This is a genomic window from Bacteroides sp. NSJ-48, assembly GCF_014287405.1.
Classification (GTDB): Bacteria; Bacteroidota; Bacteroidia; order Bacteroidales; family Bacteroidaceae; genus Bacteroides; species Bacteroides stercoris.
Genome location: NZ_JACOOD010000003.1, coordinates 83,334 through 97,313, shown reverse-complemented (window position 1 = coordinate 97,313; position 13,980 = coordinate 83,334). Strand labels below are relative to the sequence as shown.

At 47.5% G+C, this 13,980-nt stretch carries 13 protein-coding genes; 1 reads left to right on the top strand and 12 read right to left on the bottom strand.

What is annotated here, in order from left to right:
- Positions 1–75: 75 nt before the first annotated feature.
- The 5 genes from H8S52_RS02425 to H8S52_RS02405 form a co-directional block, all read right to left on the bottom strand.
- Positions 76–546 carry a co-chaperone YbbN gene (locus H8S52_RS02425; RefSeq protein WP_060385205.1) on the bottom strand — a complete coding sequence of 157 codons (471 nt, stop codon included), beginning with the start codon at positions 544–546 and terminating at the stop codon, positions 76–78.
- Between the two features lie 9 nt (positions 547–555).
- The gene (trxA, locus tag H8S52_RS02420; RefSeq protein WP_117985424.1) at positions 556–852 is read right to left on the bottom strand and encodes a thioredoxin; all 297 of its coding nucleotides are present in this window, start codon (positions 850–852) and stop codon (positions 556–558) included.
- A gap of 82 nt (positions 853–934) precedes the next feature.
- Positions 935–3,124 (bottom strand): S46 family peptidase, encoded by a 2,190-nt coding sequence (locus H8S52_RS02415; protein ID WP_186909276.1) that lies wholly within the window; start codon positions 3,122–3,124, stop codon positions 935–937.
- Between the two features lie 138 nt (positions 3,125–3,262).
- Entirely contained in the window at positions 3,263–5,422 is a 2,160-nt protein-coding gene (locus H8S52_RS02410; RefSeq protein ID WP_186909275.1) for a S46 family peptidase, read from the bottom strand.
- A gap of 30 nt (positions 5,423–5,452) precedes the next feature.
- On the bottom strand, positions 5,453–6,685 hold the full coding sequence (locus H8S52_RS02405) for an anaerobic sulfatase-maturation protein (protein ID WP_060385202.1): 1,233 nt from the start codon (positions 6,683–6,685) through the stop codon (positions 5,453–5,455).
- A 132-nt stretch (positions 6,686–6,817) separates the two neighbouring features.
- On the opposite strand from H8S52_RS02405, the gene H8S52_RS02400 reads away from it, so the two are divergent.
- Positions 6,818–7,576, top strand: a complete 759-nt coding sequence (locus H8S52_RS02400; protein WP_186909274.1) for a DUF4369 domain-containing protein — start codon at positions 6,818–6,820, stop codon at positions 7,574–7,576.
- A 19-nt stretch (positions 7,577–7,595) separates the two neighbouring features.
- Here the strand turns inward: H8S52_RS02400 and H8S52_RS02395 are convergent, their stop codons facing one another.
- The 7 genes from H8S52_RS02395 to H8S52_RS02365 form a co-directional block, all read right to left on the bottom strand.
- Positions 7,596–8,354: a 1-acyl-sn-glycerol-3-phosphate acyltransferase gene (locus tag H8S52_RS02395; protein ID WP_005654850.1), complete on the bottom strand. Its 759-nt coding sequence runs from the start codon at positions 8,352–8,354 to the stop codon at positions 7,596–7,598.
- Between the two features lie 47 nt (positions 8,355–8,401).
- A complete protein-coding gene (locus tag H8S52_RS02390; RefSeq protein ID WP_186909273.1) occupies positions 8,402–9,631 on the bottom strand; it encodes a metallophosphoesterase in 1,230 nt (409 codons plus the stop codon).
- Complete coding sequence (locus H8S52_RS02385; protein WP_016661342.1) at positions 9,619–10,245, bottom strand: hypothetical protein; 627 nt, start codon at positions 10,243–10,245, stop codon at positions 9,619–9,621. Before H8S52_RS02385 ends, H8S52_RS02390 begins: the two co-directional genes overlap by 13 nt.
- 3 nt (positions 10,246–10,248) lie before the next feature.
- The gene (locus H8S52_RS02380) at positions 10,249–10,734 is read right to left on the bottom strand and encodes an RNA polymerase sigma factor (protein WP_005654855.1); all 486 of its coding nucleotides are present in this window, start codon (positions 10,732–10,734) and stop codon (positions 10,249–10,251) included.
- Positions 10,735–10,805: 71 nt separating this feature from the next.
- On the bottom strand, positions 10,806–11,699 hold the full coding sequence (locus H8S52_RS02375; protein ID WP_222620279.1) for a vitamin B12 dependent-methionine synthase activation domain-containing protein: 894 nt from the start codon (positions 11,697–11,699) through the stop codon (positions 10,806–10,808).
- A gap of 46 nt (positions 11,700–11,745) precedes the next feature.
- Positions 11,746–13,107: a dihydroorotase gene (locus H8S52_RS02370; protein ID WP_016661340.1), complete on the bottom strand. Its 1,362-nt coding sequence runs from the start codon at positions 13,105–13,107 to the stop codon at positions 11,746–11,748.
- Positions 13,108–13,111: 4 nt separating this feature from the next.
- Positions 13,112–13,864, bottom strand: coding sequence for a polyprenol monophosphomannose synthase (locus H8S52_RS02365; protein WP_016661339.1), 753 nt, complete (start codon positions 13,862–13,864; stop codon positions 13,112–13,114).
- Positions 13,865–13,980: the final 116 nt, after the last annotated feature.

Genomic DNA, 13,980 nt, shown 5'->3' with positions numbered 1-13,980 from the left:
GGATTTCCCGTGCCTAAAAAAAGCACACAGTGAGCATTCTCTATTTGGGCATATTCTCTTTACTTGTATATGCTGTTATTTCTTCAACAGGAACTCATCGATAGCCTTTTTGTAGGTTGCCTTGTCGGCAGCTCCGCGGAATAACTGGGGTTCGCCCTGCATTGGAATAAAGACAAACAGAGGAATACTGGTGGCGTTGAACAAGGCTGCCAGTTCTTTCTCCTTATCCACATTGACTTTGTATATTACGATTTTCCCGGCATATTCTTTCGCCAGTTCCTTCATGATAGGCGCTGTCATCCGGCAAGGTCCGCACCAGTCGGCATATAAGTCGATGATGGCGGGTTTGTCGCCTTTATATTTCCACTCTTTGGACTTCTCGTAATCGAATATATCCTTGATGAACATGGCTTTGTTCATTACGATTACGCTACCGTCCTGGGCAGTCTTTTGCGTTTCAGCTTGTTTCTGTTCGGCTCCACCGGTGCAAGCATAAGTCAGCATGCTTGAGAAGATGAGAACCGCCATGGTTATGATTTTCTTCATGTTTCTTAATTATGAGTTTTGTTCGATAATGGCTTTAAGTTCCTTACCGCTGATCACCCCCGAATGACGCCACAAGGCTTCACCCTTTCTGAACAGGATAAAGGTAGGAACCATCTGTATACGATAGCTTGCAGCCAATTTTTCATGCTGGTCCACATCGATTTTTGCGATACGCGCTCTGTCGCCGATTTCGCTTTTCAATGCTTCCAGTACGGGGTGCATGGCTTTACAAGGTCCGCACCAGGTAGCAAAAAAGTCCACTAAAACAGGTTTCTCCGATTGTATTAATTCTTCAAATTTCTCCATAATCTTTGTCTTATATATAGTTTATGAATATATAACGGATAAACGAAGAAATTGTTCACCGTCAATTGCAAATTAGTAATAACTAATTACTTTTTGCTATGTCCGGTTCCGCTTCGCTAATCGTCAGTTCCTTGATGATGTGTGAAGCACCGGCATACTTGTCTATGATAAACAGCGTATATCGGATATCCACACAAGCGGCACGCTGCGAAGACGGACGGAAAGCGATGTCACCCGTCAGACCCTCGTAGTTGCGGTCGAAAGCCGTACCTATCAGTTCGCCTTTGGCATTGAACACCGGGCTGCCGGAGTTTCCGCCCGTATTGTCCGTGTTCACGATGAAGCATACGGGCATCTCGCCGTCGGGCATGGCATATCGTCCGAAATCTTTTGTCTGGTACAATTGCTTCAATTTAGCAGGCACCACAAACTCCCAATTGTCGGGGTCTTCCTTTTCCATTGCCCCCTTCAGGGTGGTGTAATACCCGTATTTCACGCCGTCAGCAGGTTTATACGGCAATACGCGTCCATAGGTCAGGCGCAGGGTGGAGTTGGCATCGGGGTATATAGGTGTGCCGGTTTCCCGCTTCATGTCCATCATGCCTTTTACCCATACCTTGTGAGCGGCATTATAGTTGCGGTTGGCATCCATCATGGCAATGGTAGTTTGCAACAGACCGTCGGTGATGGAGTATTTGAGCAGTGTCATCCAGTCGTTGCCAATCTTATACAAGCTGGGTTTGCGGATGAACTTGGCGAAATTCTTCTTGCTGCCGAAGATGGAATATTCGAAGCAGGCATCGATAAAGGCATCGCTGTCTCCCTTGAAACGCTTGTCGATAACTTTGAAAATACCGATGCGCTGTTCGGCAGGAATGTATTTCATATAGGTCTGTAGCATCTTCTTGCCTACAATCCGCTCCACTTCGGGGAAGGGGACGGAGGCGAAATACTTGTCGGCGGCAACTTGCAGACTGTCGGCGGCGGCTTTTATCCGGGCTTTATCCTTGCTTTTCAAGGCAGAAACCAGGGCAGCGGTACTAGGAATCCGCATGAAGTCGAGTCCCGTAACCAATGCTTCCTGGATGGCCTGCTGATGATAGAGGGCATTGCGGCGATGTTTCACGATGCCACGTATTTGGTCGAAAGCCTTTTGATAAGAGCTGTCGTTCAGGGCACGGCCGCGTGCAAGGAGCTGTTCCTGCTGTGCGCGTTTCGTATTCAGTACTTTCAGGCGGACAAGCCCTTCGTTCATACCGATGGCATTCTTCCAGTAATTGGCGGATGAGGCGTATTTGCTTGCATAGTGGATGCGCACGGCATCGTCTTTCAGCATTTGCTCCATGAGGGCTTTCTGGCGGACGTCGCGCACGTGGTGGCGCATGAAGTTGGTGGTTTGCATGCGTTCTTCTACTTCGTCGGAAATCATGTAGCGCCAGTTGCGTCCGGGAAATCCCATGACAAATGTGAAGTCGCCTTCACGATAGCCGGCGAGGCTGATGGTGAGGTGCTTCTTTACCTGCAAGGGCACATTGTCGGGGTTGTAAGCGGAGGGTTGGCCGTCCTTGCCGGCATAGATGCGGAATAAAGAGAAGTCGCCCGTGTGGCGCGGCCACATCCAGTTGTCCGTATCGGCTCCGAATTTGCCGATGGAAGAGGGAGGAGCACCTACCATGCGGATGTCGCTGTAGGTTGTCTTTAGGAACAAGTAATATTTGTTTCCGCCATAGAATGCTTTCAGTTCCGCTTTACGGCCGGATGTCAGCGTGATGCCTTGCGCGGACAGGAAACGGTCGGCTATCATGGCAAGGTATTTGGGCGATAGGTAATTCGTGCCATTCGGGTCAGAGTCTATCTGCAACTGGTCGTTTACGTAGTCCGTCACGTCCATTATCTCATCGATGTAGGTCACAGTAAGTCCCTTGCAGGGCAGTTCCTCGCTGCGGGACATTGCCCAAAAACCATAGGTCAGGTAATCGTGCTCCACGCTGCTGTGTTGCTGGATGGCTCCATAGCCGCAGTGATGATTGGTCAGTACCAGCCCTTCTGCCGAGATAACCTCGCCCGTGCAACCGCCGCCGAAATGCACTACCGCATCTTTCAGGGCTATGCCGTTGGGGTTGTATATCTGTTCGGCAGGGATAAGCAGGCCGAGCTCTGTCATGGCAACCTCGTTCTGCTGTTTGAGGTCGGTAAGCATCCACATTCCTTCGTCGGCGTGTGCCGAAAGGATGCCGGATATAAGGAATAATGATAATATGATTTGTCTCATGTAACTATGCGTTAGAAGGTGTTCTGAGAGAGGGAGATTCAATATACGACTAAATAGGATTCAGTATACGAGTGAATGGCATTCAGTATACGACCGAATGCCATTCACTTTCATACCCTTTTGGGGATGGGGTTCCTATTACTCAATGATGTTCATTTCTTTTATCAGATGTCCGCAGTCTCCTAGCTTTTCCAGAATGAAGAGTACGTAGCGGATGTCCAGTGCGATGCAACGTTGCAGGTTGTTATCGAAATTGATGTCACCACTCAAGGATTCCCAGTTGCCGTCGAATGCACAGCCGATAAGCTGTCCTTCACCGTTGATGACGGGACTGCCGGAGTTGCCGCCGGTGATGTCGTTAGTAGTCAGGAAGCAAACAGGCATTGTGCCGTCGGCCATGGCATAGCGTCCGAAGTCTTTATTGAGGATAAGCTCCTTCAGTTTGGCGGGCACTACGAATTCGCGGTCTTCGGGGTTTTCTTTTTCAAGAATGCCGTCCGTGGTGGTGTAGTAATTGTAGTGTATGGCATCGCGCGGGCTGTATGCTTTCACATTGCCGTAGGTCAGACGGAGCGTGAAGTTGGCGTCCGGATAAGAGGGTACGGGCAGTTTCATCTCGCCCAGTCCGCGGATGTATGCTTTATGCAGCAACTCAAGACCGTTGCTCAGTGCCTTTTCTTCTATGGAAACGGCTTTCAGCTTTTCTATCTTCGAGCGGGAGTAAGCTGTGGCAGGGTCTTTTTCGATAGCCTTTACCGTAGGTTTCTTCATGAACTTGTCGAAGTTGGTGCGGTTGGCAAGGATGGAGTTGTCGTACATATCATCTACGAAAGCATTGTAGTCGCCTTTGTACTTGCTTTGGATAGTCTGGTAGAAAACGGGCAACTGTTCAGGTTGCAGTTTTTGGGCGAGAGCGGGCAGGATGGCTTTGGCTACGGCACGGTCTACTTCGTGGTCGTAGTCTTTGTTGTGGATGTCGTTGAACACCTCTTCCAACTGTGCTTTGGAAGCAGCAAGCAAAGAGTCGTTTTTCTCTTTCAGCGCCGTCTTTATCTTATGCATAATCATGTACGGGCTTCCGAATTCGATAGCGCCGCTCAAGGCTTCGTACAAGTAGTTGAGCTGACGGGTAACCGGCATTCTCTTGGCAATGATTTCGTCGATTCTCTCTACTACACCCTCGTATTCGGTTTTACCTTTGGCAAATTCGGCAAAGTTCTTTTCCTGTTTCGCTTTTGTGCCCAGTACATCGTTGTCGATGATTGCCTTGTTCATGCCGATGGAGTTTTTCCAGTAGTTGCTGCTTCCGGCAAATTTGCTGGCATACTGGATGCGGGTTTTGTCGCTGGCATCCATGTACTTGCGCAGTACATCGAGGCGGACACCGCGCATGTCAATCATGGCCTGGTTGTCTGCTTCCATGCGTTCTTTCACTTCCGACCGGGTGAGGTAACGGCTGGTGCTGCCGGGGAATCCCATAATCATGGCATAGTCGTTTTCTTTCAGTCCTTTGATGGAAATGGACAGGAATTTCGGAGTCTTCAAAGGTACGTTGCTTGCATTGTATTCGGCCGGTTCTCCGTTGGCATCGGCATAGATGCGGAACATGGAGAAGTCGCCCGTGTGACGTGGCCACATCCAGTTGTCGGTTTCACCGCCGAACTTACCTACCGAGGAAGGGGGAGCGGCTACCATACGCACGTCACTGTACACTTTGTAATAGAACAGGTAGAATTTATTTCCCGCATAGAAAGGGAGTGCTCTTACCTCGATGCCCGGTTTACCTTTCAAATCACTCTTTTCCAGTTCTTCTTTGGCAAGTTTGCCGAGGAACGGGGCGGTCAATGCATCGACTTCCGTCACTTCTCCGGCTTTGACTTTCGCGTTTACGAGGTCGGTGATGTCTACAATGCGGTGTACGAAACGGAATTTCAATCCCGGAGTAGGCAACTCTTCATTGCGGCTTTTTGCCCAGAAACCGTCTGTCAGGTAATCGTGTTCCACTGAGCTGTGCTGTTGGATAGCACCGTAGCCGCAGTGGTGATTGGTGAGAATCAGTCCTTCGGGTGAGATGATTTCGCCCGTACAACCACCGCCAAAGATGCCGACGGCATCCTTCAGCGATACTCCGTTCGGGTTGTATAAATCATCGGCTGCAAGTTTCAGTCCTTGTTTCTTCATCATGTCGATAGAGTTCTGCTGCTTCATCAGTTGCAGTAACCACATTCCTTCGTCTGCACGTGCCGAGCAGACTGTCAGTACGGCGACCGCCGCAATCAAATACTTCGTTACTTTCATCTTTTTTGTTGTTAATTTACTATATGATTTTTAATTGAATCTTCCTTCTCGGATAGCATCCATGATGTTGGCAGGCGGACGCTGGTTCATCAGCTCTTGCTTCATGAAATCCATGTAAGGAGCCACATGCTTGAAGAATTTCCGGTAGCCGGCGCATAGGTAGTTCAGTCCGGGTTCGCCGTCGGCAGTATGTGCAAAGCGGTTTTTAGGACATTCACCGTTGCAGGCAAACAGCCATTCGCACTCCCTGCACTGGGTGGGGAGAGACTTTTGCTTCATCTGTCCGAAGGCTTGCTGACGTTCGCTGTACATCATTTCCACCAGTGTTTTCTGATAGATGTTTCCCAGTTTGTATTCAGGAAATACAAAGTGGTCACAGGCATATACATCGCCGTTGAATTCCATTACACCGGCATGTCCGCAGGTCTTTGCCATGGAGCATACGCCCGGCTGTTCGCCCACCCAGTTGGCAAGGGTGGAGTCGAAGAGCTGGATATAGTAAGTACCTACATCCTGTTTCACCCATTCATCGAACAGGGTACAGAGGAAGTTTCCCCATTGTTCCGGGCTAACGGAGAAGTCCGCCAGTTCCGTAGCCTTTTCCTTATCGGCCAGTGAGGCCAGATGGCGTCCGTCTTGGTGCGGCATGATGCGTTCTACGATAGGAGCGAACTGGATATAATGAGAACCGATTTCTTTGAAGAATTTATAGAATTCAAGAGGATAGTCGGCATTGAAGTCATTTACTACCGCCATCGCGTTCCATTCTACTCCGTGCTTTTTCAGCAGGTTGATGCCTTGCATCACTTTGACAAAGGATGGTCTTCCAAGCCTGTTTTTACGGTATTCGTCATGAAACTCCTGCGGCCCGTCGATAGATACGCCCACCAGCCAATTGTTCTCTTTGAAGAACTCGCACCATTCGTCGGTGAGCAGTGTGCCGTTGGTTTGTATGCAGTTGTCAATCGTCCGTCCGTTGGCGTATTTCTTTTGCAGTTCCATCGCTTTTTTGTAGAAGGCCAGCGGGCGCATTAGGGTTTCTCCGCCGTGCCAGGTGAACAATACTTGAGGCATTGTTTGCGAATTGATATATTCTTCAATGAACTTCTCCAGCAGTTCATCGCTCATCACGTATTTTGGATTGTTTACATACAGTTTGGACTTCTCCAGATAATAACAATAATCGCATGCCAGGTTGCATACAGCCCCTACGGGCTTGAGCATTACATAAAGAGGTTTGGCAAAAGGAGCATAGGTTGACATGTATATTTCTCCGTTTTTTATATTTATGATTGTGCAAAAATACGTAAACCAAATGAAAATTCCTTTCTTTCTATCCCGTTTATAAGGAATATTAATACCTTTGCCACGTATAATTCATAAATCGTTTCCTGCATGATTAGAATGAGTGTAAATCGTATTTTGCCTCTTTTGCTTTTACTCGTGTTTTTCACTTCTTGTGCCCGAAAATACAAGGTGGAAGGCAGTTCTTCAGTGACAAGCCTCGATGGAAAAATGTTGTTTCTTAAAACTCTTCAGAACGGGCAGTGGGTAGCTGTCGATTCTGCGGAAGTTATTCATGGGCTTTTCTCAATGAAAGGTCCTGTAGATTCTGTGATGATGGTAACTCTCTATATGGACGATGAAGGGATTATGCCGCTTGTACTGGAAGACGGTAAGATAGAAGTCTCTATTTCAAATACGCAATTGGTAGCTAAAGGGACATTGCTCAATGATCGGCTGTATGAGTTTATAGAAAAACGGAATGCACTGGAACTGCAGATAGAGGAGCTCGACCGCAAAGAGGCGCGTATGGTGCTGGACGGAGCCAATTTGGAAGATGTCCATAAGGAGCTGGCGAAAGAAGGGGAAACTCTTGTTGAAGAAATGAATAATTATGTGAAGCAGTTCATCATTGACAATAATGAAAATGTTCTGGGTCCAAGCGTGTTTATGATGATGTGCAGCACATTACCGTATCCTGTCATGACTCCGCAGATAGAGGATATTATGCGAACCGCTCCATTGGCATTCAAGCAGAATCAGTTGATAAAGGAGTTCCTTTCAAAGGCGAAGGAAAACATGCAGTTGATTGAGGAACACCAGCGCGTCAGGCAAAACGCTTCAACTGATACTTCCGCCAATAAACCGTAGGCAGTGCGGATGAAAGACTTCAACGGTCTTGATCTTCGTTTTTAACCATTCCTTTAAACTTCTCCGGAAGGCTGCTTTCTACTGCTGTATAGGCTTCCGCCATAGTTGCCTTGATGTTCTCCACTCCTTGTCCCTTAGGGGCAATCGGTTCATGAATAGTCAGTATCATGCGGTGGCGGTGTATCCACTTGCCCGTGCGGGGAAGTATCTCAAACGAACCGTCGATGGTAACGGGCACTACCGCCAGTTGCAGTTCGTCTGCCAATTGGAAGGCTCCTCTCTTGAAGTATCCCATGTGACCGGTGAATGTGCGTGCTCCTTCGGGGAATACTACCAATGATACTCCATCCTTTAAGGAAGCCTCTGCCTGGCGCATGGTGGCCAGTACTTTTTTAGGACTGGAACGGTCTACAAAGATATGTCCCGCGCTTTCGCATGCTTTGCCTACGAACGGAATCTTTCGCAGGCTTTTCTTCATCATCCATTTGAAGTTTCTGCCCAAGAAGCCGTAAATCAGGAAAATATCGAAAGAACCCTGATGGTTTGGGACAAACACATAGGAAGTACGTTTGTGAAGTTTCTCGCGTCCATTTATCTTTACCGGAATGAGTAGCAGGTAGCAAATCAGTTGTGACCATATTTTACCCGGATAATATCCCCAGAAATGAGCGCCCCCCAATAACGAACCGATAATTGTGACCAATGCGGTAAGGACAGTCAGGACCAATAAAACAGGCAGTGCAAAGCAAATCTGGTAAATATTGTAGAGTATCTTCATGGGTTGTGGATTTTATTGCCACAAAGATAGGTCTTTTTTATATTCTGTCACTCTTTCTCGCTAACTAATTTTATGACGGTGACTTCGGGCCATGCACCGAAGCGGAAAGGCAGACCTACGTATCCTATACCGACATTTACATACAGGGCGCGTTTGCCTTCGTAGTACATACCGCTCCATTCAGGGTAGATGAGAGAAGATAACGAGTGTCCGAATATTTCCATCTGCATGGCGTGCGTATGTCCGGAAAGGGTTAACTCTATATCCGAATCAGGCAAAACTTCGCGTCGCCAGTGCGTAGGGTTATGGCTGAGCAGTATACGGAACATGCCTTCCGTGCCTTGCATGGCTTTGGATAAATCGGCGAATTGTGAGAAAGGCGGTTCACCGTCGTTCTCAACACCTATCAGCGCTATGCTGTCGCCCTTATGATATAGGATGCAATGCTCGTTATTCAGCATTTTCCAACCCATATCTTTTTGCTGTCCTATTAGATACTCCAAGTTGGCTGCTTCCTCTTTTCTGTTATGCCAGCGGTAATATGTCCCGTAATCGTGATTGCCGAGGATAGAATATACTCCGTCGGGAGCATGAAGCAGTGAAAGTGTCTCTTTGAAACCGTCCAGTTCGTGGCTTTGCTGATTGACTAAATCACCGGTAAAGACAATGAGGTCCGCTTGCTGTTCGTTCACCAGCGTAACCAGACGCCGGATAGCTTCCGGATTTCCCAACCAACTGCCTATATGTATATCCGATAGCTGAAGAATGCGGTAACCGTCAAAACCTTTGGGAATGTTGGGCGAGCGATATTCGACATTCTTTACCTCAAAGCGCGTGATACCGGCAATGGCTCCGTAAAGGATATTGGCAAAACCGATTATCCCCAATATCAATCCGAGAAGTGTGTAAGGAAGCCGGTGGGCAACGAAAGGAAAACGGGGATTCCTGAACGGCGTATGGAAAATGATGAATGACAAAAGGCGGCTGATTCCCCGCATCAATATGCCAAACAGCGAACAAAGCATGAATACCGTCTTCGGGACGGCAAACAGCATTACGGCCACTGCCAGCCTGCCGATGCCTTGCGGATGGCGTGAAAGCGCATTGTCACCTGTCATATAGATGTAATACATATATATAGCTACCAGCACAACTGTAGGAAGCCAATACACACTGCGCCAAAGTATGTTACGTGTTCTCTTTACGATGTACACCAAGTAGATGTACATGTCCGGTAAAAGCAGGCATAAGATAAGTATGAGAGTTATTCGGTGCATATGTCTTTCAATTCTTCTATGTTCTTTTTAATGCTGTCGAGGTGTTTGTAAACGACTTTTTTATATATGAAATAAATAAGAAGTGCATCCAGGATGATGTAGCAACCGAGCAAGACAGCTTGTATCATGAGAGGCAGTGTATAGTAATCCATTATCCAGAAGAACAGTATGGTGAAGATAACGGTCCAGGCAGCTACTGCCCATATTTCGTAACGGGTCCAGTTACGGAATCTGGTCATGCGTCGGCTCACTTCGGCTACGGACATTTCGTCTATGTGGGTGTTCTTGTTCCAAAGGTAGGTTTTCCAGTCCCACCACATACCGCTGAGAATAGTTACGGTAATGAAAATCAGAAACAGAATTATCTTGTTCTGCAAATGCTCGTTGAAACCGAAGGTAGGCAGTAAGAACCACACCAGCAGGATGACAGCCAATCCTACCGCACCTGTTCCAAGCGAGAAGCGTTGCAGGATAACGAGTCGTCCCAAACTGTGCCGAGTATTTGTTTTATAATTTGCAATCAGTTCTTTTATCTGTTTCTCATCGGCAATAGGTTCCTTTTGCAACTGTGCATCCAGGGCATTCCATGATTTTTTCAGTTCGTCCAGTTCCATATATTAATCCTCCTTATTCATCTTTTTTAGTTTGTCTTTAATACGGTTGAGTTTGGTGGCCACGTTGGTTACGGTCAGTCCGGTAATCTCGGAAATATCTTCATAGCTTTTTTCTTCCAGATAAAGCAGGATGATAGACTTCTCCAACTGTCCCAGCCGGTTTATCATCCGGTAGAGTTGCTGTAACATGGCTTGCGTTTCGTCGTCCTCTTCGCTGCGGTCGGCTTCCTGGGTGAGGGTGACAATCTCCGGAATGTTCTTTTCTTTCCGTATGAAGCTGATACAGGTATTCAAGGCGATACGGTAAATCCACGTCGAGATTTTACATTCCCTTCTGAATTTAGGAAACGCTTTCCATATATTGAGCACTACTTCCTGATACAAGTCATTAAGAGTCGCGTTCGGAGTGGTGTACAGGTAACACACCTTATAGATGACGCGCTCATATTCCCGTATGACGGACAGAAACTCTTGTTCTACATTTTCCATTGTGTATGCTTGCTCGAATCGCTTTTATTCTGTTTGTCGTAAGAGAAACCGGAAAATCACACTTGCAACATTTAACTCTTTAAATTTGCTGCCAGGAACTTTCGCATTTCCTCAATCGGTTTACCGCGCCGGCAGGCATAATCTTCCAACTGGTCTTCACCAATCTTGCCTACGGCGAAATAGCGTGACTGGGGATGTGAAAACATAAGACCACAGACAGAAGCATGCGGATACATGGCTCCGTTTTCGGTGAGCGTAATGCCTATCTGTTTCATATCCAGCAATTCGTCCAATATAAAGTTTACGGATTGGTCAGGTAGGGAAGGATAGCCTACTGCTGGACGGATGCCCTGATATTTCTCAACCAGCAAATCCGGAATGGAAAGCGATTCATCGGGAGCATATCCCCAGACTGTCTTGCGCACATATTCGTGCATCTTTTCTGTTGCGGCTTCGGCAAGCCGGTCTGTCAGGGTCTGTACGAGAAGATGCTTATAAGGATCGTCTTTATAACATCCTTCGCTCTCCGCACTGACAGAAGATGCAAAAAGCCCTATCGTATCCGGCACTCCGGATGAAAGAGGCCGTATGAAATCGCTCAGGCAGAGAAACGGACTTCCGTCCGGATGAGGTGTCTGCTGGCGGAGCAGAGGGAACACCGTATCTTCGATGATGAGATTGTCTCCCTCTGCATTGGCACTGCATAGCCTGTAAATACATTGCACCGAAATTTTCTCATCCAACCGGTTGAGTACTCTGCCGGCTTCCTTAAACAATTGCATAGTCTCGGCGGCTTTGGAGCGTTCTTCTTGCGGAAAAGCCGCAAGCCACATGGCGCGGCAGGAATCGCAACCGTGAATGTTGGCGATTGCTGCAAACTTAGGTTGAAAGCCCCAGGCATGGAAAAAATAAATCCAGTTGATATAGGGGCTTACTTCATGGATTTTATAATTGATAGTTGGCAATTGATAATCTCTATATAAGGTTATGCTCTGAATAGATAATACTATATTATGCTCCTGCCGACGGATAATCAAACCGCAGCTCTTCACCGCGGTAGGAATCGTTCACAGTATTGCCGTTGTAAATAAGATGTCCGTTGGCAAACGTTTTTTCTACTTTCCAGTTGAACGTATGCCCTTCCAAAGGACTCCAGCCGCATTTGCTCAGAATCTTGTCGGTAGTGACTTCCCAGGGAGAGTTAGGGCGTACCAGCACTAAATCCGCCTGATAGCCTTCACGGATATATCCACGCTGGCAAATACCGTATATCCGGGCAGGTGCATGACACATTTTCTGAACAACCGTTTCCAGTGAGAACACTCCTTCGTCCACCAGTTCTAACATACTGACAAGGGAGAATTGTATCATAGGCATACCGGACATCGCTTTCAAAGCCCCGCCCTCTTTCTCGCTCAACAAGTGAGGGGCGTGGTCGGTGGCGATAACGTCAATCAGTCCTGAGTTGACGGCGGTCCGCAGTGCTTCCCGGTCTGTTTTTCGTTTAACGGCAGGATTACACTTTATGCGTGCGCCCAAACTGTTGTAGTGCGTCAGCGTAAAAAGTAAATGCGCTACACATGCTTCAGCGGTGATGTTCTTGTTTGCCAAAGGTTCGTCACTGAACAGTTGCAGTTCTTTGGCTGTGGAAACATGCAGGATGTGCAGGCGCGCTCCGGCAATCTTTGCCAGACGGACAGCCAGTTCGGAAGAGGCATAACATGCCGGAACGGAACGGATACTGGGGTGGGCACTGACGGGAATGTCATCCGCTCCTTTATATTTTTGCTTGTATTTCTCGATATTGTTTTTTATTGTTTCCTGATCTTCGCAATGGGCGGCAATCAGCATATCCGTACCGTTGAATATATTCAGCAGGCTGTTCATTTTATCCACCAGCATATTACCGGTACTGGAGCCCATGAACAGCTTGATGCCGCAAACGCGGTGTTTGTCCAGCTTGTCAAATTCCGTATAGTTGTTGTTGGTTGCTCCGAAGTAGCAGGAATGGTTGACGATACACTTCTCATTCAGCAAGTCGAGTTTGGCATTCAAGGCATCCAACGTTACGGTCAGCGGATTGGTATTGGGCATGTCCATAATGGAAGTCACCCCGCCGGCAGCCGCTGCACGGCTTTCCGTCAGAATATCTGCCTTATGGGTAAGACCCGGATCACGAAAATGCACATGGTCATCGATAATGCCGGGCAGCAGGTAGCAGCCTGTTGCATCAATCACTTCTTCACAAGGGGCGGAAAGAGGCTTCCAGTTGGTAAGTACTTCGGCGATGCGCCCGTTTTCTATCACTACCGAGCCTTGTACGCTTTGTCCTTCGTTGACAATCGTAGCGTTGTGTATCAGTGTTCTTTTCATATCTTTAGTTTTTTAAGTCTGGATATTTATGGAACAGGCTGTTCCATTTCAGCCGGATAACTCCGAACACGGCTTCTCCGAAAATACTGCTGTTCATCTTGGATGTTCCCAGTTCGCGGTTGATGAAGATAACCGGCACTTCCTTTACATTCGCTCCGCATTTGTAAGCGGTGAATTTCATTTCTATCTGGAAAGCATACCCTTTGAAGCGGATGCCGTCCAGATTGATGGTTTGCAATACCTTGCGGCGGTAGCATACAAAGCCGGCGGTAGTGTCATGTATGGGCAATCCCGTGATAAACCGTACATATTTGGAAGCGAAATAAGACATCAGCACACGTCCCATAGGCCAGTTTACCACATTCACGCCGCTGACGTAGCGCGAGCCGATGGCCACATCCGCTCCCTCTTCGGTACAAGCCCGGTAGAGGCGGGGTAGGTCTTTGGGGTTATGGCTGAAATCGGCATCCATTTCGAATATATATTGGTAGTCGCGTTGCAGAGCCCATTTGAATCCGGCTATGTAGGCCGTACCCAGTCCCAGTTTTCCCTTACGCTCCACCATAAACAGGCGGTGGGGAAATTCGCGTTGCAAGTCTTTTACGATGGCGGCTGTGCCGTCGGGAGAACCGTCTTCGATGACAAGTATGTGGAATCCGTGTTCCAGGGCAAAAACGGCACGGATGATATTCTCGATATTTTCCCGTTCATTGTAGGTGGGGATGATGACAATACTGTCTGATGTCTGCATATTCATTGAAAATAGATGGAGCTTGTTATTGGGAACAAAAGTAGTGCTTTTCTATTACTTACAGATAAAACTAAGGATTATTTATGTATTTTTGCAACGGAAATTCGTTATGGAACATTTAT

Excerpts from the sequence above, each read along its gene's own strand:
- H8S52_RS02405 (WP_060385202.1), bottom strand. The coding sequence starts at position 6,685 with ATGTCAACCTATGCTCCTTTTGCCAAACCTCTTTATGTAATGCTCAAG.
- H8S52_RS02410 (WP_186909275.1), bottom strand. The coding sequence starts at position 5,422 with ATGAAAGTAACGAAGTATTTGATTGCGGCGGTCGCCGTACTGACAGTC.
- H8S52_RS02380 (WP_005654855.1), bottom strand. The coding sequence starts at position 10,734 with ATGGAAAATGTAGAACAAGAGTTTCTGTCCGTCATACGGGAATATGAG.
- H8S52_RS02415 (WP_186909276.1), bottom strand. The coding sequence starts at position 3,124 with ATGAGACAAATCATATTATCATTATTCCTTATATCCGGCATCCTTTCG.
- H8S52_RS02425 (WP_060385205.1), bottom strand. The coding sequence starts at position 546 with ATGAAGAAAATCATAACCATGGCGGTTCTCATCTTCTCAAGCATGCTG.
- H8S52_RS02400 (WP_186909274.1), top strand. The coding sequence starts at position 6,818 with ATGATTAGAATGAGTGTAAATCGTATTTTGCCTCTTTTGCTTTTACTC.
- H8S52_RS02395 (WP_005654850.1), bottom strand. The coding sequence starts at position 8,354 with ATGAAGATACTCTACAATATTTACCAGATTTGCTTTGCACTGCCTGTT.
- H8S52_RS02385 (WP_016661342.1), bottom strand. The coding sequence starts at position 10,245 with ATGGAACTGGACGAACTGAAAAAATCATGGAATGCCCTGGATGCACAG.
- H8S52_RS02370 (WP_016661340.1), bottom strand. The coding sequence starts at position 13,107 with ATGAAAAGAACACTGATACACAACGCTACGATTGTCAACGAAGGACAA.
- H8S52_RS02390 (WP_186909273.1), bottom strand. The coding sequence starts at position 9,631 with ATGCACCGAATAACTCTCATACTTATCTTATGCCTGCTTTTACCGGAC.
- trxA (WP_117985424.1), bottom strand. The coding sequence starts at position 852 with ATGGAGAAATTTGAAGAATTAATACAATCGGAGAAACCTGTTTTAGTG.
- H8S52_RS02365 (WP_016661339.1), bottom strand. The coding sequence starts at position 13,864 with ATGAATATGCAGACATCAGACAGTATTGTCATCATCCCCACCTACAAT.